This window comes from Streptomyces sp. NPDC025793 (assembly GCF_055558375.1).
In genome coordinates, this window is record NZ_JBVHMR010000019.1 from 127,316 (window position 1) to 153,626 (window position 26,311).

Annotated in this window: 22 protein-coding genes and 1 pseudogene; 13 read left to right on the forward strand and 10 right to left on the reverse strand. The window is 71.3% G+C overall.

Annotated features, from left to right (window positions below; all coding sequences use genetic code 11):
* The first annotated feature begins 19 nt into the window (after positions 1 to 19).
* The 11 genes and pseudogenes from ACZ4MF_RS30875 to ACZ4MF_RS30925 all read left to right on the forward strand — a co-directional run bounded on the left by ACZ4MF_RS30875 (position 20) and on the right by ACZ4MF_RS30925 (position 9,022).
* Positions 20 to 703 carry a hypothetical protein gene (locus tag ACZ4MF_RS30875; protein WP_467495246.1) on the forward strand — a complete coding sequence of 228 codons (684 nt, stop codon included), beginning with the start codon at positions 20 to 22 and terminating at the stop codon, positions 701 to 703.
* Positions 700 to 1,905 carry an MAB_1171c family putative transporter gene (locus ACZ4MF_RS30880; RefSeq protein ID WP_467495248.1) on the forward strand — a complete coding sequence of 402 codons (1,206 nt, stop codon included), beginning with the start codon at positions 700 to 702 and terminating at the stop codon, positions 1,903 to 1,905. Before ACZ4MF_RS30875 ends, ACZ4MF_RS30880 begins: the two co-directional genes overlap by 4 nt.
* A complete protein-coding gene (locus tag ACZ4MF_RS30885; RefSeq protein WP_467495250.1) occupies positions 1,902 to 2,495 on the forward strand; it encodes a hypothetical protein in 594 nt (197 codons plus the stop codon). The genes ACZ4MF_RS30880 and ACZ4MF_RS30885 overlap by 4 nt, the downstream gene beginning before the upstream one ends.
* A gap of 697 nt (positions 2,496 to 3,192) precedes the next feature.
* Positions 3,193 to 4,257 carry a lipoate--protein ligase family protein gene (locus ACZ4MF_RS30890; RefSeq protein ID WP_467495252.1) on the forward strand — a complete coding sequence of 355 codons (1,065 nt, stop codon included), beginning with the start codon at positions 3,193 to 3,195 and terminating at the stop codon, positions 4,255 to 4,257.
* A 95-nt stretch (positions 4,258 to 4,352) separates the two neighbouring features.
* A pseudogene (locus ACZ4MF_RS30895) lies at positions 4,353 to 4,883 on the forward strand (lipoate--protein ligase family protein); the annotation flags it as partial.
* A gap of 189 nt (positions 4,884 to 5,072) precedes the next feature.
* Positions 5,073 to 5,579 carry an SAV_915 family protein gene (locus ACZ4MF_RS30900; protein ID WP_467495254.1) on the forward strand — a complete coding sequence of 169 codons (507 nt, stop codon included), beginning with the start codon at positions 5,073 to 5,075 and terminating at the stop codon, positions 5,577 to 5,579.
* Positions 5,576 to 5,881, forward strand: a complete 306-nt coding sequence (locus tag ACZ4MF_RS30905; RefSeq protein WP_467495256.1) for a DUF6317 family protein — start codon at positions 5,576 to 5,578, stop codon at positions 5,879 to 5,881. The genes ACZ4MF_RS30900 and ACZ4MF_RS30905 overlap by 4 nt, the downstream gene beginning before the upstream one ends.
* The gene (locus ACZ4MF_RS30910) at positions 5,881 to 7,170 is read left to right on the forward strand and encodes a WXG100 family type VII secretion target (RefSeq protein WP_467495258.1); all 1,290 of its coding nucleotides are present in this window, start codon (positions 5,881 to 5,883) and stop codon (positions 7,168 to 7,170) included. The genes ACZ4MF_RS30905 and ACZ4MF_RS30910 overlap by 1 nt, the downstream gene beginning before the upstream one ends.
* Entirely contained in the window at positions 7,148 to 7,684 is a 537-nt protein-coding gene (locus ACZ4MF_RS30915; protein WP_467495260.1) for a hypothetical protein, read from the forward strand. Before ACZ4MF_RS30910 ends, ACZ4MF_RS30915 begins: the two co-directional genes overlap by 23 nt.
* Positions 7,681 to 8,196 (forward strand): hypothetical protein, encoded by a 516-nt coding sequence (locus ACZ4MF_RS30920; RefSeq protein WP_467495262.1) that lies wholly within the window; start codon positions 7,681 to 7,683, stop codon positions 8,194 to 8,196. The genes ACZ4MF_RS30915 and ACZ4MF_RS30920 overlap by 4 nt, the downstream gene beginning before the upstream one ends.
* A 151-nt stretch (positions 8,197 to 8,347) precedes the next feature.
* A complete protein-coding gene (locus ACZ4MF_RS30925) occupies positions 8,348 to 9,022 on the forward strand; it encodes a hypothetical protein (protein WP_467495264.1) in 675 nt (224 codons plus the stop codon).
* 46 nt (positions 9,023 to 9,068) lie between these two features.
* Here ACZ4MF_RS30925 and ACZ4MF_RS30930 read toward each other — a convergent pair whose 3' ends face one another.
* The 9 genes from ACZ4MF_RS30930 to ACZ4MF_RS30970 form a co-directional block, all read right to left on the reverse strand.
* Positions 9,069 to 10,589 (reverse strand): NCS1 family nucleobase:cation symporter-1, encoded by a 1,521-nt coding sequence (locus ACZ4MF_RS30930; RefSeq protein WP_467495266.1) that lies wholly within the window; start codon positions 10,587 to 10,589, stop codon positions 9,069 to 9,071.
* Positions 10,590 to 10,722: 133 nt separating this feature from the next.
* Positions 10,723 to 11,742, reverse strand: a complete 1,020-nt coding sequence (locus ACZ4MF_RS30935) for a TIGR03842 family LLM class F420-dependent oxidoreductase (protein WP_467495268.1) — start codon at positions 11,740 to 11,742, stop codon at positions 10,723 to 10,725.
* A gap of 11 nt (positions 11,743 to 11,753) precedes the next feature.
* Positions 11,754 to 13,157, reverse strand: a complete 1,404-nt coding sequence (hydA, locus tag ACZ4MF_RS30940) for a dihydropyrimidinase (RefSeq protein ID WP_467495270.1) — start codon at positions 13,155 to 13,157, stop codon at positions 11,754 to 11,756.
* Between the two features lie 37 nt (positions 13,158 to 13,194).
* Positions 13,195 to 14,037, reverse strand: coding sequence for a nitrilase-related carbon-nitrogen hydrolase (locus ACZ4MF_RS30945; protein ID WP_467495272.1), 843 nt, complete (start codon positions 14,035 to 14,037; stop codon positions 13,195 to 13,197).
* Positions 14,038 to 14,192: 155 nt separating this feature from the next.
* Positions 14,193 to 15,758, reverse strand: a complete 1,566-nt coding sequence (locus tag ACZ4MF_RS30950; RefSeq protein ID WP_467495274.1) for a PucR family transcriptional regulator — start codon at positions 15,756 to 15,758, stop codon at positions 14,193 to 14,195.
* A 51-nt stretch (positions 15,759 to 15,809) separates the two neighbouring features.
* Positions 15,810 to 17,093: an aspartate aminotransferase family protein gene (locus tag ACZ4MF_RS30955; protein ID WP_467495276.1), complete on the reverse strand. Its 1,284-nt coding sequence runs from the start codon at positions 17,091 to 17,093 to the stop codon at positions 15,810 to 15,812.
* Positions 17,090 to 17,932 (reverse strand): nitrilase-related carbon-nitrogen hydrolase, encoded by an 843-nt coding sequence (locus tag ACZ4MF_RS30960; RefSeq protein WP_467495278.1) that lies wholly within the window; start codon positions 17,930 to 17,932, stop codon positions 17,090 to 17,092. Before ACZ4MF_RS30960 ends, ACZ4MF_RS30955 begins: the two co-directional genes overlap by 4 nt.
* Before the next feature lie 206 nt (positions 17,933 to 18,138).
* Positions 18,139 to 19,698 carry a hypothetical protein gene (locus ACZ4MF_RS30965; protein ID WP_467495280.1) on the reverse strand — a complete coding sequence of 520 codons (1,560 nt, stop codon included), beginning with the start codon at positions 19,696 to 19,698 and terminating at the stop codon, positions 18,139 to 18,141.
* Positions 19,699 to 19,814: 116 nt separating this feature from the next.
* Positions 19,815 to 20,066, reverse strand: a complete 252-nt coding sequence (locus ACZ4MF_RS30970; RefSeq protein ID WP_356025348.1) for a helix-turn-helix domain-containing protein — start codon at positions 20,064 to 20,066, stop codon at positions 19,815 to 19,817.
* 997 nt (positions 20,067 to 21,063) lie between these two features.
* Between ACZ4MF_RS30970 and ACZ4MF_RS30975 the strand changes: the two genes are divergently transcribed.
* Complete coding sequence (locus tag ACZ4MF_RS30975) at positions 21,064 to 23,601, forward strand: ATP-dependent Clp protease ATP-binding subunit (RefSeq protein WP_467495283.1); 2,538 nt, start codon at positions 21,064 to 21,066, stop codon at positions 23,599 to 23,601.
* Positions 23,602 to 23,623: 22 nt separating this feature from the next.
* On the opposite strand, the gene ggt is transcribed toward ACZ4MF_RS30975, so the two are convergent.
* A complete protein-coding gene (gene ggt / locus ACZ4MF_RS30980) occupies positions 23,624 to 25,423 on the reverse strand; it encodes a gamma-glutamyltransferase (RefSeq protein WP_467495284.1) in 1,800 nt (599 codons plus the stop codon).
* Between the two features lie 141 nt (positions 25,424 to 25,564).
* Between ggt and ACZ4MF_RS30985 the strand changes: the two genes are divergently transcribed.
* Positions 25,565 to 26,308 (forward strand): hypothetical protein, encoded by a 744-nt coding sequence (locus ACZ4MF_RS30985; RefSeq protein ID WP_467495286.1) that lies wholly within the window; start codon positions 25,565 to 25,567, stop codon positions 26,306 to 26,308.
* The last annotated feature ends 3 nt before the right edge of the window (positions 26,309 to 26,311 follow it).

Consider the following 26,311-nt stretch of genomic DNA (forward strand, 5'->3'; position numbering starts at 1 on the left):
GTATGAGACCCTAGCTAGAATGAAGTGGTGGAGGCGCAGACGCGATGACCTGCGCAGGAAAGTCGAGGACGAACTGATCATCCCTCAGCCGTTCGACCTCGAAGTCTTTTGCGCGAACATCTCTGCACAACGAGGACGCCCGCTCCTCGTACTTCCCCTCGATGGTCCCGCTGATACCGACCTGCCGTGCGGCATCTGGGTGGGCCTCGACACGGCGGACTTGGTGTTCTACGAGGCCGGGGCGGCGGACATCCTCAAGGTCCAGATCGTCCTGCACGAGATCGCACACATGCTGCTCGGCCACGTCTCGCCGCAGCTTGACGTCCGTGGCGATGCCGACGACGAACTCGTCACCGCCTCGGAGTACTTCCGCCGGTTTCTGGCGAGTACCAGCGACTTCGAAAATGGCATGCATCCCGATTTGACCATCGCCGAGACCGTGCGCGCCGAGGCCGCCCGGATCAGGGTGGCCGCAACCAGACCCACGTCCACCGACATCGAACTAGGGCTGTCCACCGACCGCATCCTTCACCTTCTGGGCCGCACTAAGTTCGGGAACCGGCAGGAGAAGGAGGCAGAGACCCTGGCAACCCTCATCCTTGAGCGCGCCAGCCGCAACGAGGCCATCTCCACCTCAAGTGGCGCGTCGGACGTCCTCGCCCGTCTCAACGACGCTCTCGGGCACCCAGGGAAAAGAACGTGACAGCGGTCAAGACTTTCACTCAGATCATGCTGTGGGTCGTGGCGGCCTGGCGCCTTCCCGGTGCCATCCGCACGCCCAGGCAGCGTGCACTGTGGATCGCCTTCGCATCGATTGCGGTCGCGACGACCCTCGGGACGCCGGGAGTCGCTCACGCGACCGACTCCGTCACCGGCATCCACAACCTGGCCACCCTGGGCAAGAACCTGCTCGGCATCATCGCATCGGCCGCGATTGTCGACTTCGTCACCGCTATCGCCCGGCCCGACTCCGTCTCCGGCTTGCGCCGCACCCTGGTTCCGGCAACCACCATTGCCATGACGTCTCTGACCGCTCTCTTCGCGCTCATCCCTCGGCCAGAAGAATCTGACAACTTCTTCAAGACGAACATGGGGTCTGCTCCAGGCACCGCTTACTGCATCGTCTTCCTCGGGGCTCTCGGGCTGGCCATGACTGAGGCCACTCGGCTGTTCTGGGGGAGCAGCAGACACGCGGGCGCCCGATGGCTGCGCTCGGGCCTGCGGATGCTCGGCACGGGCACTGTCTTCGGCGCGTTGTACAGCCTCTTCCGTACCATCCTGATGCTGCTCGGCCTGCTGCACACCGCCACCGAAGACGCGCGGACGGACCAGATCGCCGACATTCTCGAGTACACCGCCATCTCGCTGATCATCCTGGGGAGTTCCATACCCGCCATCGGCGTCCTGTGGCGTGTGCTGCGTGACTGGCGGCTACTGCGATGCATCCGACCGCTGTGGACAGCACTCACCAGGGCCGTTCCCGACGTGGTGTTGGACACCCGGTCACTGCACCCCGGCCCGCGGGTCCGGCTGCACCGAACGGTGATCGAGATTCGCGACGCCGCTCTGGTGCTGGCACGCCACGCCTCGCCAGACGTTCGCGAAAGAGCCCGCTCTGCCGCCGAACAGTACGAACTCACCCCCGAACAGCGTTCCGCGCTGGCCGAGGCTATCTGGCTGCACACGGCCGTTACCGCTCAGCTCGCCGGCGCACCACCGGCACCGACAGGCAGTGCGCATCCGAGTCCGCAGCTCGCCATGGATTTCGACTTCGACGCCGAGGTCGACAGGCTCCGCGCCATCAGCGAGGCTTACCACTCGCCCGCGGTCCATGCCGCGACCGAGTCTGCCGCTTCCACCACCGTTACACCGGTTACCACCGCATCCGATCAGGACACCGCGTGACATCCACCCTCGCCAGGCCCGAACCATCGTTCGCTCGTGCCATCACCGATGGTCTCGAACCCAAAAACTGGATCATCGCAGTCGCCATCCTCATGGGCTGGCATGCCGACCGACTCGCCGGAGTGGCCTGGGGGCTGGTCGCGGCCCTCTTCGCCGCCGTTGTCCCGATCATGTTCATCAAGTTCGGCCAGCGACGCGGCTACTGGGGTGACCGGCACGTGCGGCGACGCCAGGACCGGCTGATCCTCATTCCCGGCATCATCGCATCGGTCGCGACCGGCATGCTGCTCATGGGCGTGTTCGGCGCCCCCCGCGAGATGATCGCACTGGTCACCGCAATGCTGGCCACCCTCGTCACCATTCTGGCCATCACCGCGGCGTGGAAGATATCCGTCCACACCGCCGTCTCCTCCGGCGCCATCGCGATGCTCGCGATGGCATACGGCCCTTGGCTGCTGTGCGCCTATCCGCTCGTCCTCCTAGTCGGATGGTCCCGAGTCGCGCTCAGGGATCACACGGTCCTCCAGGTCCTCGCCGGAACGGCCCTCGGCGCGCTGGTCGCGGGTGCTACCTTCGCCCTGTTGCGATAGCAACTCCGGTGACCGTCCCCGCGCGTACGACCACTCGCGTGACGCCCAAGCCCAGCGGAAGGTCCCCGCGGACGGCGTGGTAATGGCCGGCGGCCGAGGGCGCGAACCTGCGGCCAACCAGACCGTCACCCCGTCCACGGCCCACGCGGGCAACAACGGCGTCGCCGACACCGCCCCGCCCCGGACGTCACCGCCCCGAAACGCTCGCCCGCACAGGCATACAAGAGGAACGGACTGCTCCTGCCACTGAGCGGCAACGTCCAGCGGTCCAGACCCGAGTCTCTTGGCAGCCCATGCAACCGGCGTCCGGTACGCTCCGCTGGCCTTTCCTGCGAGACAGCCACTCCGACGCCTCAAGATCAATGCACATCCGGTGCACAATCACCCGGGAACTCCCAGGAAACCGCAGGTACAGGCGGGCACTCCAGCCAGACGCACCAACGCCCCGACCAGGTTGTTTTGCCTGGTCAGGGCTCAAATGGCAGACGAGTCGGGCTGTACGCCGGGTTTTGTTCCTCCACATGGAGGCAGCCTGGACAGCACGCGGCGTCCCTTCCGTCTCTCCAGTGCCCTTGAGGCTGCGTAGCCGCGCGCTACGGGCGAGCATTGAGCTGCGATTCGAAAGATGTGCGCATCTGTCCGAATGTCAGAGCAACAGGCTCAGGACACACGCCGCGCGCTGGAAGGAAACGAGGCCGTGCATGGCGAGTACAAGGTACCCGGCGGCAAGCTGGTCGCCGTGGATCTGGATGTCGAGGAAGGCGTCCTGCGCAACGTGCGCGTCGCCGGGGACTTCTTCCTGGAGCCGGACGAAGCGATCCTCTCGATCAACGCAGCCCTTGAGGGTTCACCCTCATCGACGGACGCCGCAGGGCTGGCCGCCCGGATCACGGCGGCGCTGCCGGAGTCGACCATGATGCTCGGGCTGACCGCGGAGGGCGTCGGCATCGCCGTCCGGCGTGCTCTGGCCCACGCGACCGAGTGGAGCGACTACGACTGGCAGCTGGTGCACATGGAGCCACAGACACCGGCCCTGCACATGGCGCTGGACGAGGTGCTCACCACCGAGGTGGCCGCCGGGCGGCGAGCCCCGACCCTGCGGGTATGGGAGTGGGCCTCGCCTTCCGTGGTGATCGGCAGCTTCCAGTCCCTGTGCAACGAAGTGGACCCCGAAGGGGCCGCGAAGCACGGGATGACCGTGGTCCGCCGTGTTTCCGGAGGTGGGGCCATGTTCGTGGAGCCCTTGAGTACGATCACGTACTCCCTGTCCGTGCCGGAGTCCCTGGTCTCGGGCCTCTCCTTCGCAGACAGCTACGCCTACCTCGACGACTGGGTGCTGGGTGCACTCGGCGACATGGGCATCAAGGCCTGGTACCAGCCCCTGAACGACATCGCCACCGAGGCCGGCAAGATCGCCGGTGCGGCCCAGAAGCGCATGGTCGGCCCGGACGGCGGCCCCGGAGCGGTCCTCCATCACGTGACCATGTCCTACGACATCGACGCCAACAAGATGCTGGAAGTGCTCCGCATCGGCAAGGAGAAGCTGTCCGACAAGGGGACCAGGAGCGCCAAGAAGCGGGTCGACCCGCTCCGCCGGCAGACGGGCCTCGCGCGGGAACAGGTCATCGAGAACATGATCGCCTCCTTCCGCAACCGCTACGGGCTGACCACCGGCGAAGTCACGGCGGAAGAGATGGCACGCGCGGAGGAACTGGTGCGGACCAAGTTCGCCACCGAGGAGTGGACCGCACGCGTGCCGTAAGCGCCGCGCCCCGGCCTGTGCCGCGTGGCACCCAGCAGGGCGTGTAGGTCCTTGCCCATGATCACGCCGGCTCGTAGTGTCTTCCCCGTCCGACCTTCGTCGAGCCGGGCAACACGATCATGTACTCCCTGTCGGTGCCCGACTCCCTCGTGCAGGGCCTGTCCTTCCAGGACAGCTGCGCCTATCTGGACGACTGGGTGCTGGGCGCCCTCGGCGACATGGGGATCGGGGCCTGGTACCAGCCGCTGAACGACATCGCGACCGACCAGGGCAAGATCGCGGGCGCCGCGCAGAAGCGGATGGTCGGGCCGGACGGGGGCCCGGGGGCCGTGCTGCACCACGTGACGATGTCGTACGACATCGACGCCGACAAGATGGTGGAGGTGCTGCGCATCGGCCGGGAGAAGCTGTCCGACAAGGGCACGCGCAGCGCGAAGAAGCGGGTCGATCCGCTGCGTCGGCAGACGGGGCTGCCCCGCGAGGCGGTCATCGACCGGATGATCGCGTCGTTCCGCGCGCGGTACGGCCTGGCGCCGGGCGGGATCACGGACGAGGAGCTGGCGCGGGCCGAGGAGCTGGCGCGGAGCAAGTTCGCGTCGACGGAGTGGACGGCGCGGGTGCCTTAGCGGGCGGTCCGGGCGGACGCCCCGGTTCAGCAACGGGTCAAGGACTGCCCTTCCCCGGATCAAACGGTCGTATGGGTTCCGTGCACGTCGACTTCCGCACGCCGACATAGCCTGATTTGTCTCATTGACTGCTGGCTAACGTGGTCGAGCCCAACGGCCACGCGAAACCACGGGGAAGAGGTGAAGGCGGTGGGGGCGCCGATACGTTCACGGCTGCACGATTTCCTGGAACCAGACCCGCCGGGACGCGACACTTCACGGCAAGCCACCGAGCCGCGCCGTTCGGCGCTGCTGGACCTGCTGGGCGCAGCCCCGCCGCCCCGACCCGCCACGGACGACCGTCCCGGCCCCAAACCGGGCGTACCCGCCTACCACACGCCGGTGTTCGTACCGGCCCATCCGAGGTCCGTCGCCGGCACCGGCGCGGACGGCCGTCCCGCACGTTCGGTCTTCGTCGTCTTCGAACTCTTCGACCATCCCTCCCACGGCACCGTGGCCTTCGCCTTCACCACACCGGAGAAGCTGGTCGACGCACTCGGCGAGGCACAGCCATGGGTGGCCACCTCGCTGGGCCCGCTGGCCGAGGGCGTGCGCGAGCAGGGCGTCACCGTCGTGCTGGACCCGCGCGCGACGCCCTCGGAACCCAACTGGCAGCCGGCGGACCTGGCCGCCTACGCGCAGGGAGTGGCCCGATGACAGCCGACTTCAAGGTCGTGTACGGCGATCTGGCCACGTTGGCGAAGACCTTCCATGACGAGGCCGACGCCTACCGCAAGCTGCACAACGACGTGGCGCCGCCCGTGGTCAGCGGCGGCGATCCGGGGCTCGACTCGGCGATCAAGGAGATCTCCCACCTCATCATCGGCCTGCACATCGCGCTCGCGGACCGGATGGACGACCACGGGGACAAGGCCGCGTACGCGCGTGACTCCTTCCATCGACACGATGTGGACGTCCACGGCGTGTTCGAAGATCTAGTGCCACCGGACGAGGACTGATGAGCGACAACTGGGTCGACGGTGACATCGGCGGGCTCCGCACGATGGCCGAGACGTACAAGAACGCCAAGGACAAGCTGGACGGCATCGTCAAGCCGCTCGGTCGCGCCGTGGACCAGCTGGTGGACGACGCGAGCTGGAAGGGCGACGCGGCCCAGTCCTTCCGCGCCAAGTGGAGCGAGGACGCGGTGGCCGCCGGCGGCTTCGCCGAGCTGGTGCACGCGGCGGGCGACATCCTGGAGACGCTTGCCAACGCGCTGTCCACGTGCGACTCGGCCCTCAAGAACGCGCAGCACACCGCGGCCGGCAAGGGGGTGGCGACGACCGACAAGGGCGTGCCACTGGACATCGCGACGGCGAACCCCCCGAGCGCGGACGCCCAAAAGACCACCGCCGCCAGGGACGAGTACGTCAAGGCGCGCAACGAGATCCTGCACACGGCGCAGCATGCGCGGCTGGCGGCGGCGAAGCAGTTGCAGGGGCTGTACGACAAGGCGACGGCGAAGGACAACTCGGTGTCCCAGGGGGACAAGGTCACCCTGTACGACGCGTTGCGCACGCTGTACGCGTACGACGCCGAGGACGCCCGGGCGGGGGGCATCGACGCGCGCAAGAACATCGACGCGGCCAAGGCCGACGCACAGGCCGCCAAGAAGCAGCTCCGCGCCGAACGCAAGACATTCCAGCAGCAGGGCCGCACGATGCCCGACGACCTGCCCGCGAAGAGCGCCTACCGGGACGCGGTCACCAAGGTCGACTCGCTGGAGGAGGACATCGCCCGCGCCGACAACGGCAGCACCAACCTGCCGTACGACCGTGCCCTGAACGTCAAGCTGGCCGATGCCGCGGACGCGCTGCGCCTGGGCAAGGGGCTGGAGGCGGTACCGGACGCCCTCAAGGAACTGCCGGTGCTGGACGTCGCCGCAGCCGGCGCCTGTGGTCTGATCGAGGCCAAGGGCGACCACGACAAGGGCTGGTCCTGGCAGCGTTCCGTCGCCACCGACGAGGGAGCCAACGTCGGCGGTCTGGTCGCGGGCGCGGTGGTGGCGAGCGCGCTCATGCCGGCCGAGGCACCGGCCCTCGCGGTGGCCGCGGCGGGAGTGGGGGCGGCCGTCGTCGCGACCGGCCTCATCGACCATTCCCTGCACGAGCACTGGAGCGAGGACATCCACGATCACGGCGTGGTCGGCGGGATGGCCGTGGGCGCCGGCCACGTGCTGAAGGACACGGGGAAAGACATCGGAAGGCTGGGGAAGGACATCTGGCATGGCGTCACGAGCATCTTCTGACACGGGTGCCGCCCGAGGTCAGGTTGGGATCCCGTCGCTGCCCCGGCTCGGCACCGCCTGGTACGAGCGTGGTACGCGCTACTGGCTGTGCCGTGCCCGGATCGCCCTCGGCCTGCTCGTCGCGTCGGCCATCGTGGTCTTCTTCTCACTGAGCCTGTACGACGGGTTCACCAGCGAGTGGTCGCCGACCGCGCGCACGACCTCGTACTGGGTGCAGGCCGCCGGATCGTGCGTGGCCGTGGTCTGGGGCTGGCTGAAACAGCGCAGGGACCATCGCGCGGACCTGCTCGACCCGCCCAGTCCCGCGGAGAGCCTCGCGGCCATGAGGGCGCACAAGAGACGTGCTCCTGGGCTGTCCGTGACCGGGCGTGGCCTGGTACTGATCCTCGCTCCCGTCATGCCCATGGTGGCCGCGTGGTGCGTCGGCTGGTTCCTCGCCTACGCCACCGTCCGCGAGTACCCCAGCGAGGCCGGCGCCCGGCGCTGGTTCGAGGAGCATTCCACCGGTTCATGACGCCGACCGACATCCCGTCCCTGCCGGGCCTCGGCACGACCTGGTACGAACGCGGCCCGCGCTACTGGCTGCGCCGTACGTTCAGCGCCCTCTTCCTGATCACCGTCCTGGCCTTCTTCTGCTACGTCGCGCTCCGGCTCTACCTGGGCGCCCCCCGCAGCGACATGCCGCCGGGCCTGCGCCGGGTGTGGGACGTGACGCAGGTGGCCGGCTCCTGCGTGACCCTCGTCCGGGGGTGGGTCAAGCAGCGCCGGGACCTGCGTCGGCAGCTGCTGGACCCGCCCATGCCCGACACGTTCCGCGCGGCCAAGCAGGCCGAGTCCGGCCGTGCCCGGAACTGGAGCCGGGCCGGGCTCGTCCCCCTGCTGCTCGCGGCACCGATCCTGCCCGCGATCGCCGCGTGGTGCGTCGGCTGGTTCGCCGCCACGCTCACCGTCCGCGTCCACCCCAGCGAAGTCGGCGCCCGCCGCTGGCTGGAGAAGCGCCGGGGTTCGGCGACGACGGCCACGTAAGGGGGTGAAAGGGGCATCTGCCGAAGGCCTGCGTCACTGCGCGAGCACACAGCGAGTTTTCGCTTCCGCCCTACAGGCACTCGTGTGACACTGGCGTCCCCGTCCACCCTGCGGACCCCTTCCGCACCCCCTCCCCCACGAGAAGTGCGCCGTGCGTTCTCTTCCTCTGCCGCTCGCGCTCACCGCGCGGATCTCTCCGGTCGCCGTGCTCGCCTGCGCCGGCTGGGCGCTGACGTCCGGTCCGGCCGCGCCGGCCGCCGCCGACGGCTCCCCGGCGGGCCAGAAGGCGCCCGCGCAGTCCTCCGCCGCCCCCGGCCCGTCGTCCTCCACCGGGTCGAAGGCGTACGCCGCCGCGCCCACTCCCTGTACGAGCGTGCCCGCGGCCACGGTCACGGCCCTGGTGCCCGGGGCGAAGACGGAGGGCAAGGAGATCCCGTCGACGGACACCAAGGTGCGCCGCACCTGCTCCTGGAACGCCCTGAAGGGGTACAGCTACCGCTGGCTCGACGTGTCGTTCGAGATCGCCGGGTCGCAGCAGGAGGCGAAGCAGAACTACCAGCAGCAGGTGAGCGAGAAGAGCGGCGGCGGTGCCGTACCGGGGCTCGGGGACAGCGCCTACTCGATCGTGAACCTCACCACCGAGGACAAGCAGCAGACCCGCGAGGGCGTGGTGATGGTCCAGGTCTCCAACGCCCTGGTGGTCGTCACGTACAACGGCAGCGACTTCGACACGAAGAAGGCCCCCGGTACGGACGAGATCAACCAGGGCGCCATCAAGGCGGCGCGCGCCGCCGTCGGTGCGCTCGGGAGCGGGCAGTCCGGGTAGCCGGCTGCCCGCCCCTCACCCTTTCGGGTCTTTCTTCCGGGTCTTCCTACATCTGCCTGCGGGCTGTCAGCAGCGTGAGGGCCAGGTAGAGGACCAGCGACGTACCCAGTCCCACCGCCCAGCCGTAGTCCGCCAGGGCGGACAGGGCGGGGATGGGGCGACCGTCGAGCAGGGGTTTGAAGCTGGCGCCGCCGATCGCGAGCACGCCGCCCGCGAGGAAGGCGACGACGGCCCGCCAGTTCCAGCCGGCCGCGTACCAGTAGCGGCCGCCCGCGCGGTACAGGTCGGCGAGGTCCAGTCGGGTGCGGCGCAGCAGCCAGTAGTCGGCGACGAGGATGCCCGCGACGGTGCCGAGCAGACCGCCGACGAGGCCGAGCCAGGTGAAGATGTAGCCCTGCGGGTCGGAGTACAGCTTCCAGGGCATGATCACCACCGCCAGGACCGCGGTGATGAGCGCGCCGGTGCGGAAACTCACCTTCCTGGGCGCCACGTTGGAGAAGTCGAAGGCCGGGGAGACCAGGTTGGCCGCGATGTTCACCGAGAGCGTCGCCACCAGGACCGTGACCAGGGCGTAGAGCAGGCCCACCACGTTGTCGGTCTTCGCGGCCAACTGCACCGGATCCCAGACCGGTTGCCCGTAGACCGCCTGCGAGCCGGACGTCACCAGCACCGACAGGAACGCGAACAGGGTCATCGTCGTCGGCAGGCCGAGCGCCTGGCCCCGGGTCTGGGCCTTCTGGCTCCTGCCGTAGCGGGTGAAGTCGGGGATGTTCAGCGACAGGGTGGACCAGAAGCCGATCATGCCCATCAGGGACGGCCAGAACAGCTTCCAGAAGTGGCCGCCCCAGCCGAGCTTCGACGGCTGGTCGAACAGCGGGCCGACGCCGCCCGCCTTGCCGCTCATCCACGCCAGCATCACCAGCGCGCCGACGATCACGAACGGCGCCGCCCAGTTCTCGAAGCGGCGGACGGTCTCCATGCCCCGGTAGATGATCGCGACCTGGAGCAGCCAGAACAGCGCGAACGACAACCACATGGTCCAGGCGTAGCCGCCGACGTGCGCGGCGTTCGACCAGCCGTCTCCGATCAGCTTGCCGGCGAGGAAGTAGATGGCCTCGCCGCCGATCCAGGTCTGGATGCCGAACCAGCCGCACGCCACCAACGCCCGTACGACGGCGGGCAGGTTGGCGCCGCGCACGCCGAAGGAGGCGCGGGCGAAGACCGGGAAGGGGATGCCGTACTTGGGGCCCGCGTGCCCGGTGAGCAGCATCGGGACGAGGACGACCAGGTTGGCGAGGGCGATGGTGAACACCGCCTGCTTCCAGTCCATCCCGACGGCGATCAGTCCGGAGGCGAGCGTCCAGGAGGCGGTGTTGTGGGCCATGCCGACCCACAGCGCGGAGAAGTTGTACGTCGTCCAGGTGCGCCCGGCCGCGGGGACCGGGAGCAGGTCGTCGTTGGCGTACGGGCCGCTGGGCGGCGGGGTGCCGGGGGCGAGTTCGACGCGGCCGTCGGGGAGGGTGACCTGACGGGACGGGGGTATGGCTGCGGGGGCGGTGTCGGTCATGGGCGGTCCCGGAGGGGTGAGACGGATCGGGGAGTGCCGTGCGGGCGGCGCGATGGGGGGGGTGCGCGGGCGGGCGCCCTGTGCCCCCTCCCCCCAGGCGGCGGGGAGGGGGAGACCAACGGGGAGGCGGTGATCAGGAGTTGACGGCGGGGATCACCCGGGAGCCGTAGGCGTCGATGGTGGCTTCCCGGGCGTCGTGCATGTCGTACACCGCGAACTGGTCGACGCCCAGCGCGCGCAGCGCCTTCAGTTTCTCGACGTGCTTCTCGACAGGGCCGATGACGCAGAAGCGGTCCACGATCTCGTCGGGCACGAACGCGGTGTCGGGGTTGTCGGCGCGCCCGTGGTGGGAGTAGTCGTACCCCTGGCGGGCCTTGATGTAGTCGGTGAGTTCCTCGGGGACCCGGCCGGAGTGCTCGCCGTAGCGGGCGACGAGGTCGGCGACGTGGTTGCCGACCATGCCGCCGAACCAGCGGCACTGCTCGCGGGCGTGGGCGAGCGCCTCGGGCGAGTCGTCCTCGGTGACGTACGCCGGGGCGGCGACGCAGACCGTCACCTCGGACGGGTCGCGGCCGGCGGCGACGGCGGCGTCCTTCACGGCCTTGACCATGTACTCGGTGAGGTAGAGGTCGGACAGCTGGAGGATGAAGCCGTCGGCCTCCTCGCCGGTCATCTTCAGCGCCTTGGGGCCGTACGCGGCCATCCAGACGGGGAGTTCGGCGCCCTCCCTGATCCACGGGAAGCGGATCTTCGTGCCGCCGAGGTCGGCCTCCTCGCCCCGGCCGAGGGCCCGGATGACCTTCATCGCCTCGCTGATCCGGGCCAGCGTGTTGGGCTTGCGGCCCGCGACGCGCATCGCGGAGTCGCCGCGGCCGATGCCGCACACGGTGCGGTTGCCGAACATGTCGTTGAGGGTGGCGAAGGTGGAGGCGGTCACCTCCCAGGTGCGGGTGCCCGGGTTGGTGACCATCGGGCCGATCTTCAGCTTCTGTGTGTTGGCGAGGATCTGACTGTAGATCACGAAGGGTTCCTGCCACAGCACGGAGGAGTCGAAGGTCCAGCCGTACGTGAAGCCGTTGCGCTCGGCGCGTTTCATCAGGCTGATGACGCGGGAGGCCGGCGGGTCGGTCTGGAGGACGAGTCCGAAGTCCATGGGCGCCACTCCTAGTTGAGGTACTGACAGGTGGAGCGCGGGGTGTAGACGCCGTGACCCGTGCGTCCGGTGTACTCCCGCTCGGTGATGACGGGTACGCCGCGCGAGAGCACGGTCTCGACGCGGCCGGTGATCCGTTTGCCCTCGTAGGCGGAGTAGTCGACGTTCATGTGGTGCGTCGCGGCCGAGAGGATCTGCTCGGCGTGCGGGTCGTAGACGACGACGTCGGCGTCGGCGCCCGGGGCGATGGTGCCCTTCTTCGGGTAGAGGCCGAACATGCGGGCCGGGGTGGCGCAGGCGATCTCGATCCAGCGGCGGCGTGAGATACGGCCGTCGAGGACGGCCTGGTGCAGCAGGTCCATGCGGTTCTCGACGCCCGGCAGTCCGTTGGGAATCTTGGAGAAGTCGCCGCGGCCCAGCTCCTTCTGGCCGGCGAAGCAGAACGGGCAGTGGTCGGTGGAGACCACCTGGAGGTCGTTGGTGGCGAGGCCCCTCCACAGCGCGGCCTGGTGTTCCTTCGGCCGCAGCGGCGTGCTGCACACGTACTTCGCGCCCTCGAAGTCCGGCTCGGCGAGGTTGTCGGTGGACAGGAACAGGTACTGCGGGCAGGTCTCGCCGAAGACGGGGAGCCCCTCGTCGCGCGCCCGCGCCAGCTCGGCGACCGCCTCCTGCGCCGAGACGTGCACGACGTACAGGGGCGCGCCGGCGACCTGCGCGAGCCGGATGGCGCGGTGGGTGGCCTCGGCCTCCAGCAGGGCCCTGCGGACCTCTCCGTGATGGCGCGGGTCGGTCTCGCCGCGGGCGAGGGCCTGCTGGACGAGGACGTCGATGGCGATGCCGTTCTCGGCGTGCATCATGATCAGCCCGCCGTTCTCGGCGGAGCGCTGCATGGCGCGCAGGATCTGCCCGTCGTCGGAGTAGAAGACGCCCGGATACGCCATGAACTGCTTGAAGGAGGTCACCCCCTCCTCCACCAGCAGGTCCATCTCCTTCAGCGTCTCGTCGTTCACGTCGGAGACGATCATGTGGAAGGCGTAGTCGATCGCGCAGTTGCCCTCGGCCTTGGCGTGCCAGGCGTCCAGGCCCTCGCGCAGGGTGTGGCCGACGCCCTGCACCGCGAAGTCGACGATCGTCGTCGTACCGCCCCAGGCGGCGGCCCGGGTGCCGGTCTCGAAGGTGTCGGAGGCGAAGGTGCCGCCGAACGGCAGCTCCATGTGGGTGTGCGCGTCGACACCGCCCGGGATGACGTACTTCCCGGTGGCGTCGACGACCCGCTCGGCGGTGAACGCCTCGGCGGCGGGGGTGCCGGAGGCGGCGAGGGCGGCGATGCGGCCGTCCTCGATCAGGACGTCGGCGTGGAGTTCGTCGGAGGCGGTGATGACGAGTCCGCCGCGGATGACGGTACGGCTGCTCATGCTGCTCCCTCGGTCAACGAATGCGGTCGGGGTGCGGTCAGGGTGCGGTCAGCGGCTCGTACGCCCCCGGCGCGCGGTCCCGGTAGAACTGCCAGCGGTCGCGGACCTCGCGGAGTTTGGCCAGGTCCAGGTCGCGGACGACGAGTTCGGTCGCCTTGTCGCTGGCGACCTCGCCGACGAACTGGGCCTCGGGGTCCACGAAGTAGGTCGTGCCGTAGAAGTCGTTGTCGCCGAGGTCCTCCACGCCGACCCGGTTGATCGCGCCGACGAAGTACTCGTTGGCGACGGCCGCCGCCGGCTGCTCCAGCTGCCACAGGTAGCGGGACAGGCCGCGGGAGGTGGCCGAGGGGTTGAAGACGATCTCGGCACCGGCGAGGCCGAGCGCCCGCCAGCCCTCGGGGAAGTGACGGTCGTAGCAGATGTACACGCCGATCTTCCCGACGGCCGTGTCGAAGACGGGCCAGCCGCTGTTGCCCGGGCGGAAGTAGAACTTCTCCCAGAACCCCCGGACTTGCGGGATGTGGGTCTTGCGGTACTTGCCGAGGTAGGAACCGTCCGCGTCGATCACCGCGGCGGTGTTGTAGAGGACGCCCGGCTGCTCCTCCTCGTACATCGGCAGGACGAGGACGATGCCCAGCTCGCGCGCCAGGCGCTGGAAGCGCTGGACGGTCGGGCCCTCGGGGATCCGCTCGGCGTACTCGTAGAAGGCCTTGTCCTGCACCTGGCAGAAGTAGGGGCCGTAGAACAGCTCCTGGAAGCAGAGGACTTGGGCGCCCTGGGCGGCGGCGTCGCGGGCCGCCTGCTCGTGCACCTGGATCATGGATTCCTTGTCGCCGGTCCACGCGGTCTGGAACAGGGCGGCACGGATCACTCGGCTCATCGGGACCTCCGTCGGCTCGGTGTGCGGTGAGCCTAGAAAGCGCGCGGGGCGCCTTCGACGGGCAGCGTGTCACGTCTGCGGGCGCGCGGCGTGCCACCGTGTCACGTGTCGCCTGCCGCATGTTTCACCGCCGTTTTCCCAGGTCGTCGTGTATTTCAGCGCTGTTGCGCATCGTGCGCGAGCAGTGCGATGTGGACGGAGGCCGCCTGTTCGAAGTCGTCCAGGTCGACGCCGAGGCGGGTCTGTATCGCCTCCAGGCGGCGGTAGAGCGCGGGCCGGGAGACATGGTGGAGCTGGGCGGTGCGGGACTTGTTGCGGCCGGTAGCGAGATAGGTCCGCAGGACGCCCAGCAGCTCCGGCTCGGCCGCGCACAGCAGCCCGTCCAGCTCCCGCTCGGCGAAGGCCTGCACATGCGGGTCGTCGCGCAACAGCCGTACCAGCCCGCGCAGATGGACGTCCCCGAGCCGCACCACGTCGGGCAGGTCGAGGGCGTGCGAGGAGTCGGCGACGGCGTCGGCGACATGCCGGGCCTCGCGCAGCCCGGCGGGCACCTCGTCCCATGCGGTACGGGCGTCGGCGGCGGCGACCACGGCCCCGGACCCGGCGCGCAGCCGGGCCGCGAAGTGGCCGGTGAGGGCCACGGCGTCCTGGTCCCGGGCGAGGCTGAGCAGCACGGCGGCGGCCCCGTCGGCGAGTTCGGCGACGAGTCCGGACAGTCCGAGCAGCCGGAGCACGCGGTCGAGTTCCTCGGGACCGGGGCCGAGGACCACGAGGGGCACGAAGGTGCGCCGGTTGACCGGGAGCCCGGCGGCGCGGGCCCGGGGCAGCAGGGTCCGGGCCGGTACGGCGCCGGAGACGAGGTCGGTCAGCAGCCCCTGCGCGGACTGCTCCTCCCAGCTCGCCGCGCTGGAGCCGCCGAGCATGCGGTGCAGGACCAGCGCCTCGGCGGCCCGGTCGGCGAGCAGCCGCCCGGTGGCGGCGGGGCCCCGGTGGCCGCACAGCAGCAGTCGGCCCCAGCGCTCCCCGCGGCCGCCCAGTTCGGCGCTGATCCAGCCGTCGCCGTGGGCACCGCCGGCCTGCCGGGCGATGCGCTCCCAGTCGCGCAGTACGTCGTCCACGGCCGGCCGCTCCCCCGCCGTGGCGAGGACGCGGTGGGCGAGGTTGGTGACGACGACGGGACAGCCGCTGTGCACGGCGACCTCGTCGAGCAGCCGCTGCAGGGGGGCGCCGGCGGTGATGAGGCCGGTGAGGGCGGTGCGGATGGACTCCGAGAGGCTGACGGCGGCGAACTTGCGCCGCACCAGGCGGGACTGGACCTCCTCCGTCAGTTCGGCGAAGGGGAAGGGGCGGTGCAGGACCACCATGGGCAGCCCGCAGCGGTCCGCGGCGCGCCGCATCGCCTCGGGGGGCGCGGGAAAGGCGCGGCCCAGGCCGAGGACGACGGCGGCCGCCTCGGCCCGGTGCAGCGACTGGACGTACTCGGCCTGCTTGGCCTCGTCGCCGGCGAGCAGGACGCCGGTGGTGAGGACCATCTCGCCGCCGCTGAGCATGACCCCGACGTCGGCGGCCTCGGCGACATGCACCCAGCGCACCGGCCGGTCCAGCTGCCCGGCACCGGCCACCACCTCGGGTTCCCCGGCGAGCACCCGTTCCAGGGACAGCACCTGGCGCACGGAGAGCACGGGCTCCCAGCCGTGCGGGGTCTGCGAGGCGGTGGTCATGGCCGTGCACCTGTCTCTCTCGTCCGTGCGCCGTTTCCCCCCGGGGGTTCCCTAGTACGCGCTCCGCAGGGCCCGTTCCAGGATCGCCGCGCCCTCCTCGGCCTCCGCGACGGTCAGCGACAGCGGCGGGGCGATGCGCAGGGCGCTGGTGTTGTGGCCGCCGCCCTTGCCGATGAGCAGCCCGCCCTCGCGGGCCGTCTCCAGGACGGCGGAGGCCGACTGCGGGTCCGCCTCGTCCGTGCCCGGCCTGACCAGCTCGACGCCGATCATCAGTCCGCGCCCGCGCACCTCCCGGACCCCCGGCAGTTGGGCGGCGACGGTCCGCAGCCGCTCGATGAGCAGACCGCCGACCCGGCGGGCGTTGCCCTGGAGGTCGTGTTCGAGGAGGTAGGTCAGGTTGGCGAGCCCGGCCGCCATGGTGACCTGGGTGCCGCCGAACGTCGAAATGCTGTTGGCGTCCAGGCAGTTCATGATCTCGGCGCGGGCGATCACGCCGCCGATGGACGTGCCGTTGCCGATGCCCTTGGCGAACGTGACGATGTCCGGCGGGCCGCTCTGCGCGTGCGCCTGCCAGCCCCAGAAGTGCTCGCCGGTGCGGCCCCAGCCGGTCTGCACCTCGTCGGCGATCCACAGGATGCCGTGCTCCCCGAGGACGTCGCGGAAGGCGGCGTAGAGGCCGTCGGGCGGCGAGGTGAAGCCGCCGACGCCCTGGATGGGCTCGGCGATCAGCGCGGCGGGCGGGCGGGTGTGCCCGAGGATGTCCTTGAGGTCCGCGACGCAGGCGTCGATGAACGCGCGGTCGTCCAGCTCGGCGAACGGCCCCCGGGTGCGCACCCCGCCGTGCACGTAGAGGGTCTGGAGCGGGGACAGCGAGGTCGGGGACCAGCTGCGATTGCCGGTGATGCCGACGGTGCTGAAGGAGCGGCCGTGGTAGCTGTTGCGCATCGCGAGGATCGTGTTGCTGCGCCGGTAGGCGGTGGCGAGCAGCAGGGCGGTGTCGTTGGCCTCGGTGCCGGAGGTGGTGAAGAAGACCCGGGCGTCCGGGATGCCGCTCAGCTGGGCGACGCGCTCGGCGAGTTCGACCATCGGCCGGTTCAGGTACAGCGTGGACGAGTGGACGATCCGCCCGGCCTGCTCGCTGACGGCCTTGGTGACCTCGGGGAGCGCGTGGGCGGTCATCGTGGTCAGGATGCCGCCGAAGAAGTCCAGGTACTTGTTGCCGGCGGAGTCCCAGACGTGGCGCCCCTCGCCGTGGGTGATCTCGATCGGCTCGTCGTAGTAGAGGGCCAGCCAGTCGGGCAGGACCTGACGGTGGCGGGAGTAGAGGTCGTTCACGGCTGGATCAGTCCTTCGTAGGCGTCGGGGCGGCGGTCGCGGTAGAAGGCCCACTGCTGCCGCACTTCGTCGATCAGGCCGAAGTCGAGATCGCGGACGAGCAGTTCCTCGGACGTGTCGCTCGCGGTCTCGCCCACGAACTGCCCACGTGGATCAACGAAGTAACTGGTCCCGTAGAAGTCGTTGTCCCCGTACTCCTCCCGGCCCACCCGGTTGATGGCGGCGACGAAGTACTCGTTGGCGACGGCCGCGGCGGGCTGCTCCAGCCGCCACAGGTAGGCGGACAGGCCGCGGTGGGTGGCGGAGGGGTTGTAGACCAACTGGGCGCCGTTCAGCCCGAGTTGCCGCCAGCCCTCCGGGAAGTGCCGGTCGTAGCAGATGTACACGCCGATCTTGCCGACGGCGGTGTCGAAGACGGGCCACCCGAGATTGCCGGGTTTGAAGTAGTACTTCTCCCAGAAGCCCTTGACCTGCGGGATGTGGTGCTTGCGGTACTTGCCGAGGTAGGAGCCGTCGGCGTCGATCACGGCGGCGGTGTTGTAGTAGAAGCCGGACTGCTCGACCTCGAAGACGGGCACGACGGTCACCATGCCGGTCTCGCGCGCCAGCTCCCGCATCCGGCGCACGGTCGGCCCGTCGGGCACCGGCTCGGCCCAGCGGTAGTGCTCGGGTTCCTGGACCTGGCAGAAGTAGGGCGCGTTGAAGACTTCCTGGAACCCGATGACCCGGGCGCCCTGCCGGGCCGCCGTACGGGCGTGCGCCTCGTGTTTCGCCACCATGGACTCGGTGTCGCCGGTCCAGGTGGCCTGGACCAGTGCGGCGCGTACGACGTTGGCCATGAGCTGCTCCTTCGACGGGACGCCAGAGCCTCTACACCCGTGGAGCAGGCCGTAGAGGGACGAAAGTAAGCCTCCTGGAGGCCCTTGCCAAGACCATCGTCGTCAACAGGCGGGGTCGATCACGTTTCACACGCCGATAGGCGAGCGGACGATCCGCGCGACGGGGTGAAACGGGGCAGACCGGTACGAGGTCGTCCCGGCTCCTCTCACGCACCGTACCCGGCGACACGCAGGGCGTGCACGAGGTCCCAGTGCCGCTCCTCGGAGACGCCGCGGGCGGCGTCGAGCAGCAGCGGCACGAGCCGCCGCGGCTCGGGGGCGACGGTCCGGGCGGCCGCCTCCGCCGTCCGCGCGCGGACACAGGCGTCCAGCAGGGCCCGCGCCTCGCGCTCCCGCCCGTCGTCCACCAGCCGCAGCACGGCGGACCCGACCTGCTCGGCGGGCCGGGCCACGCCCTGCCGCAGCAACTGCCGCCCGTCGCCGTCCCGTCCCGCGACGGCGAGCGCGTCGGCGACGCGGACCAGCCGTTCCGCGGGCAGCGAGGCGGCCTCCCACAGCAACGTCGCCCAGTCGGCCCCGAGCCCGGCCCGGTGCAGGGCATCGGCGAGCAGGGGGTAGCGGGCCGGGGGCCACTGCGCGACCTCGGCCAGCAGCACATGCGCCTCGCCGCTGCGCCCCGCGGCCCGCAGCCGCGCCAGCCGCCCGACGGCTTCGGCGACCGCCGCGTCCGCCCCGGCATCGACGTGCTCGACGCGCACCGTCTCCGCCTCGACGGACTGCTCCGCCGCCCCGGCGAACCGGGCCCCGCGAGGCCGGGCGGACCCGGCCGCCCGCGGCACCCGGGCCGCCGGTACGGGCGTCTGCGGTGCGGGGACGGGGGCGGCCACGTCCTCGGCCATCCCGGCGAACCGGGCACTGCCGCGCCGGCGTTTCCGGAAAGTGGCGACCGGCGCGGGAAGTGACCCCGGATCGGGGGGTGGCCCCGGGGCGGGCGCGGCGGAGGGCGGGACATGCCGGGCGGGCGGTGACGGGACGACGGGGTCCGGTTCCGGGGGCACGACGGCCGGGGAGGCGGGGGTGAACGAGGCGGCGGCCGCCGGCACCTCCACCGAACCGGCGGCACCACGCACCGGCAGGTCGGCCCGGCCACCGCCCCCCGCCGACTCCCCCTCCCGACCGGGCCCGTCGGTCGACGGGCCCGGTCCCGGAGCCGGCCGTTCCCGCACGGGCCCCGTCCAGTGGCCCGCCGCCTGGCGGTCCAACTCCGCCAGGCGGCCGCGGAGTTCCTCGCACCTCGCGGAGGCGCGGGCGTGGTCGTCGCGGGCCCAGGCGAGGTCGAGGCGGAGGGAGTCGAGGCCGGCACCCGAGGCGCCCGGGGCCCCCGCGGTGAGCAGACGGGTCAGTTCGGCCTGGCGTTCGGCCGCGTAGCGCCGTTCGCGGAGCATGACGTCGAGCCGGTCGGCCAGGGCCGCGCGTGCCCTGGGGCGGGCGTCGCACGAGGCGAGAGCCGCCCGGTACAGGCCCCTGGCCCGTGTCCGCTCGGCGTCCGCCGCGCCCGTGCCGTACACCGTCGCGAGGTCGTCCAGCAGCGCCTCCACGACGTCCCACGGCGGCACCTCGCGCCCCTGAAGGCAGGCCCGCATACCCTCGGGGTCCCGCTGCCAGAAAACGCCGCTCCAGCCCTCCCCCTGGTCCAGGCGGGCCAGCAGGCCGTCCAGACAGCCCGCGAACTCCCGCACCGGACCGGGGAGTTGATCCACCGCCATCGCCCAGCTCCCGCCCCACCACCGGCACTACGGCCACCAGGCAACACCAGTCGTGTTACGGCTCTGCTACGCACGGTTTTCCGGCAGCGCGCGGACCTCTCACCCCGGACGCCGGCTCACACGGCGACGAGTGCGCAGCGTGTGACCAGTTCGTCCATCGACAGTCCGAGGGCCGCGGCCAGCGCGGCCACGGTGAAGAACGCCGGCGTCGGCGCCCGGCCCGTCTCGATCTTGCGGAGCGTCTCGGCCGAGACGCCCGCCGCCGCGGCGATCTCGGTCATGCTCCGGCCGCCGCGTGCCTCGCGCAGCAACCGCCCGAGCCGCTCGCCGCGTTCACGCTCTTCGGGGGTGAGGGGGGTGCGCACCATGCCGCCATTCTAATACCGGCCCCCCGGTGCGCCCCATTTAAATACCGGTATACCAATTGACGCGAGGGGCCGACGTCGGACGCGCCGATCGAGGCGATACACGCAGCCGGTGCTGCCTCGCCGTTCCCCGGCCACCGCCTCGCCCCTGTCCGGCCGTTCTCCGCACCTGCGTGAACGACGCGATCGTGCACGGCACCCGACCCGCCACCGCCTGCGCGACGGCGACCTGATGTCGGTGACTCGGCGCCGTCCTGGACGGCTGGGCCGCCGATTCGGCGCTCGGCCTCACGGTGGCCCGGCCGCGTCCGGCGGACGTGCGGCCGACCGGCGCCGCCGAGCGGGCCCCGCCGGCGGGCATTGCGGCGGCCGTCGCGGGCCGTCGCATCGCCGACATCGCGCACGCCGTCGGCCAGGGGGTGCCGTCCGGCTCAGGCCGGCCGTGCCGGGCAGTGCGGACCGGCCGACCCGAGCGGGGTCGTGGGGGTACCTCCCGCGCGCGAAGCCGAGCCGGGGGGAGTCGGCGACCGACGACAACGCCGCTGGGGTACCCCTCCGGGGGGAGCGCGTGCCAGATCCCGCTCGGGTCGGCGTGATCCAAACGACATCGCCCGGGTCTGCCGCGGCGCCGGCGGCGGCATCCCTCAGGGCTTGTGCGACCACGGCGTGGGCCGCCGGATGCCATGAGGACCCGGACGTCCCGAACGGGGTTCGCGCCGGCCGGGGTGTCTTCCCCTGCGCACGAGCGACGGCTCCCGCGCGTCCCATGCCGGACACACGGTCGTGATCACGGAGACCGGCCCGGGGATTCTCGCCGAGCGGTGCCGGGGCAGCGGGCCCCGGGCGCTGGTGGCACGGACGGCGCGGGGAGCCGCGCGCGCGGCCGCGGCGCGCCCGCAGCCGCCCGCCGGCCGGCGCCCCGCTCCCCCGCAGGCGAACATGCCCGCCCCCACGGATCGTGTCATCGTGGGCATGAACAGCCAGCGAGGAACGGAACGCCATGACCAACGGCTACCCTCCCGACCCCTTCGGCGATTTCCTGGCCCGCTTCTTCGGCGGATCCGGCGCAGCCCCCGGACCCCGCCACATCGACATCGGCCGGCTGCTCAGCCAGCCGGCCCGGGAGCTGGTCAGAGGAGCCGCCCAGTACGCCGCCGAGCACGGCAGCCGGGACCTGGACACCCAGCATCTGCTGCGCGCGGCGGTGTCGGCCGAGCCCACCCGGAGCCTGCTGAGCAGGGCCGGCGCGGACCCGGACTCGCTCGCCACGGAGATCGACGACCGGGCGGGCCCGGTCCAGCACCCGCCCGGCGAGGCACCGCCGCCCACCTCGCTGTCGCTCACCCCGGCCGTCAAGCGCGCCCTGCTGGACGCGCACGACCTGGCGCGGTCGAGCGGCGCCGGGTACATCGGCCCGGAGCACGTGCTCAGCGCGCTGGCCGCGAACCCGGACTCGGCCGCCGGGCACATCCTGAACGCGGCCCGGTTCTCGGCGGGCGGGCTGCCGCCCGAGGCGCCGGAGAGCACACAGCCCCGCCCGGAGCGGCAACGGCCCACCGGCACGCCCACGCTGGACAAGTACGGCCGTGATCTGACCGAACTGGCCCGGCAGGGCCGGATCGACCCGGTGATCGGCCGGGACACCGAGATCGAGCAGACCATCGAGGTGCTGTCGCGACGCGGCAAGAACAACCCGGTCCTGATCGGCGACGCCGGGGTCGGCAAGACGGCCGTCGTGGAGGGGCTCGCGCAGCGCATCGGCGACGGGGACGTACCGGACGGGCTGGCCGGGCGCAGGGTCGTCGCGCTGGACCTCACCGGGGTCGTCGCCGGCACCCGCTACCGGGGCGACTTCGAGGAGCGGCTCAACACCATCGTCGAGGAGATCCGCGCCCACTCCGACCGGCTGGTCGTGTTCATCGACGAGCTGCACACCGTCGTCGGCGCGGGCTCGGGCGGCGAGGGCGGCGCGATGGACGCCGGGAACATCCTGAAACCGGCGCTCGCCCGCGGCGAACTGCACATCGTCGGCGCGACCACGCTGGAGGAGTTCCGCCGGATCGAGAAGGACGCGGCGCTGGCCCGCCGGTTCCAGCCGATCCTGGTGCCCGAGCCGACGGTCACGGACACCATCGAGATCCTGCGCGGGCTGCGCGACCGGTACGAGGCCCACCACCAGGTCCGCTACACCGACGAGGCGCTGGTCGCCGCCGTCCAGCTCTCGGACCGCTATCTCACCGACCGGCGGCTGCCGGACAAGGCGATCGACCTGATCGACCAGGCGGGCGCCCGGGTACGGCTCGGTGCCCGGACCAAGGGCACGGACGTGCGCGCGATGGAGCGCGAGGTGGAGCAGCTGGTCCTGGACAAGGACCAGGCGGTCGCGGCCGAGGACTACGACGCGGCCAAGCAGCTGCGGGACCGGATCGGCGAGCTGAAGCAGCGGATCGAGCAGGTCAGCGGCGGCGACAAGGCCGACGAGGGGCTGGATCTGGAGGTGACCGCGGAGGCCGTCGCCGAGGTGGTGTCCCGGCAGACCGGGGTCCCGGTCGCCCGGCTCACCCAGGAGGAGAAGGAACGCCTGCTCGACCTGGAGCGGCATCTGCACCAGCGGGTCGTCGGCCAGGAGGAGGCCGTCGCCGTGGTCTCGGAGGCCGTGCTGCGCTCCCGCGCGGGCCTCGCGAGCCCGAACCGGCCGATCGGCAGCTTCCTGTTCCTCGGCCCGACCGGCGTCGGCAAGACCGAGCTGGCCCGGGCCCTCGCCGAGGCGCTGTTCGGCAGCGAGGAGCGGATGGTCCGCCTGGACATGAGCGAGTACCAGGAGCGGCACACCGTCTCCCGGCTGGTCGGCGCCCCGCCCGGGTACGTCGGCCACGAGGAGGCCGGCCAGCTCACCGAGGTGGTGCGCCGGTACCCGTACTCGCTGCTCCTGCTCGACGAGGTGGAGAAGGCGCACCCGGACGTCTTCAACATCCTGCTCCAGGTCCTGGACGACGGCCGGCTGACCGACTCCCAGGGGCGGACGGTGGACTTCACCAACACCGTCATCGTGATGACCAGCAACCTCGGCTCGGAGGCGATCACCCGGCGCGGCGCCGGGATCGGGTTCGGGCCGGGCGGTGCGGACGCGGACGAGGAGGCGCGGCGCGAGCAGATCCTGCGGCCGCTGCGCGAGCACTTCCGGCCGGAGTTCCTCAACCGCATCGACGAGATCGTGGTCTTCCGCCAGCTCACCGGCGCCCAACTGCGGCAGATCACCGAGCTGTTGCTGGACGGGACCCGGCGGCTGCTGGAGGGCCAGGGCGTCACGGTCCACTTCACGGACCCGGCGGTCGACTGGCTCGCCCAGCGCGGCTACCAGCCCGAGTACGGCGCCCGCCCGCTGCGCCGCACCATCCAGCGGGAGGTGGACAACCAGCTGTCCCGCCTCCTGCTGGACGGCACGATCTCCGAGGGCAGCCGGGTGACGGTGGACGTGACGGACGGCCACCTGGACTTCCGCTCCGCCCGCTCCCAGCCTCCGCCGCCGGAGCCGTAGCAGCGGCCTGTGGCGGCCGCGCTCACCGCGCCGGGTCCACCACCATCGCCGAGCCGCCGCCGCGGCGTACCTTCTCGGCGGCGGCCAGCCACTCGCCGCCGGGCAGGCGCTGGACGCCGGTGGCCGCGCCGATCTCGGGGTTGAGGGAGAAGGAGTGGCCGATGGCCTCCAGCTGCTTCTTCATGTCGCTGCCGTAGAGGGCCGGTTCGAGTTCGGTCCGGGCCGCGTTGCGCTGGCTGGCGCGGGGGGCGGCGATGGCGTCGACCAGCGGGAGGTGCCGGTCGAGGAACTCGGTCAGGGTCTGGAGCACGGTCGTGATGATGGTGGCTCCGCCGGGCGAACCGAGTGCCACCACCGGCACGTTGTGGCGGTCCAGGACGATCGTCGGCGCGATCGACGAGCGGGGCCGCTTGCCCGGACCCGGCAGGTTCGGGTCGTGCACGGCCGGGTCGGCCGGGGTGAAGGAGAAGTCCGTCAGCTCGTTGTTGAGCAGGAAGCCCCGGCCGGGCACGGTGATGGCGCTGCCGCCGGTCTGCTCGATGGTGAGCGTGTAGGAGACGACGTCGCCCCACTTGTCGGCCACCGTCAGATGCGTGGTGTTCTGGCCCTCGTAGGTCGTCGGGGCCGCCGTGCCGCCCGTGCCGCAGGCCTTCGGGTGGCGCGGGTCGCCGGGGGCGAGCGGGCTGGTCAGGACGGCGTCGTCCTTGATCAGGCAGGCGCGCGAGTCGGCGAACCGCTGCGACAGCAGCTGCCTGGTCGGCACGTCCTCGAACGCGGGGTCGCCGACCCAGCGCCCCCGGTCGGCGAAGGCGATGCGGCTCGCCTCGATGAAGTGGTGCAGGTACTGCGCTTCGCTCGCCTTCGAAAGGTCGGTGTTCTCCAGGATGTTGAGCGCCTCGCCGACCGTGGTGCCGCCGGAGGAGGAGGGCGCGATGGAGTAGACGTTCAGGCCGCGGTACGACGTCCTCGTGGGGGCCTGGAGCCTGGTCCGGTAGACGGCGAGGTCCTTCTCGGCCAGCTTCCCGGGGCGCGCCGTCCAGCCGGAGGCGGGGTCCACGGGCGGGTGCTCGACGGTGTCGACGATGTCGTCGCCGATGTCCCCGCGGTAGACCGTGCCGATGCCCTTGCGACCCAACTCCTCGTAGGTGCGGGCGAGTTCGGGGTTCTTGAAGGTGGAGCCGACGGCGGGGAGCCGGCCGCCGGGCAGGAACAGCTTCGCGGTGTCGGGGAAGTAGCGGAACCGGGTCTCGTTGGACGCGGTCTGCGAGCGGAAGGTGTCGTCCACGGTGAAGCCGTCGCGGGCGATGCGCTCGGCGGGCTTCAGTACCGTGCCGAGCCGTTCGGTGCCCCAGTCGTCCAGCGCCGACTGCCAGGTGGCGGGCGTGCCCGGGGTGCCGACGCTCAGCCCGCTGCTGACGGCGTCGGCGAAGGAGAGCGGCTTGCCGTTCTCCACGAACAGGTCGGAGCCGGCGCTCAGCGGCGCCGTCTCCCGGCCGTCGATGGTGTGCACGCTGCGGGTCCTGGCGTCGTAGTAGACGAAGTAGCCGCCTCCGCCGATGCCGGAGGAGTAGGGCTCGGTGACGCCGAGCGCGGCCGCGGTGGCGACGGCCGCGTCGACCGCGTTGCCGCCGTGCCGCAGGACCTCGATACCGGCCGCGGTGGCGTCCGCGTCGACACTCGCGACGGCGCCGCCGTAACCGACGGCCACCGGGGCCTTGGTGGGGGTGCTGCTCGTCGCGGCGGGCGGCGCGGCCGCCCCCACCGACACCAGGGCGGCCGAGACCGCCAGAACCGTAAGTTTCCGCGTGCCAGGACGACCCATCCGTGCCTCCCGTCGGGACAGTCCGCGCAGCGTAACGAGATTGCCGCAGTACCGACAGTACGCCTCGGCCACCGGCGCACGAACGTCACGGATCGAACACCGGTACGTTGCCGTTGCCCGGGACCGCTAGCATGCGCGCCCATGAACGACGACGTGCGCAACATCGTCCTCGGCCTGGTGGCCACGGGCATGTCCGCCTCGCTGGGCTGGCTCGCCCGCACGTATCTGTGGCGCCGCAAACTCCGGCGCAAGCAGGCGTTCTTCGGGCTGCCGCAGAACGCGGAGTCGCTGCTCGTCGTCAACCGCGACCCGGCCGCCGCCGAACCGGCGGTGCACCGCTTCGACGTGTTCGCGCTGCTGGAACTGTCCGCGCTCATCAAGGAGTGCGGAGCGAACGCCCAGGTGGTCACCCAGGACACGGTCCAGCAGGGCTTCGGCGAGCGCACCGAGTTCTGTGTCGGCGGCCCGGCGTCCAACCGGCGCACGGCCGCCCACATGTCGGCGATGCTGCCGGGTCTCGCGGTCAACACCGAACCGGAACCGGGTCCGGAGCGCGGCGCCTTCCGGATCGGCGGCGAGCACTACCCGATGGCGCGCGGCACCGCCGAGCACGTGCTGCTCGCCCGGGTCACCACGAGCGGCCAGGCGCGGCCGGTGTTCCTCTTCTGCGGCCAGAGCGCGATCACCAACCAGGCCGCGACCCGCTATCTCGCCCGCCACCACGAGCGGCTGCACCGCAAGTACGGCACCGGCTCGTTCGTGCTGCTGCTGAAGGTGCTCAACTCGCAGGCGTACGGACCGGACGTGGTGGAACTGGTGGCGGACGTGACCCGCGCGGCGCGCACCCCCGCCCCCGCGACGGCCTCCGCCGACACGGCCGCTTAGCAC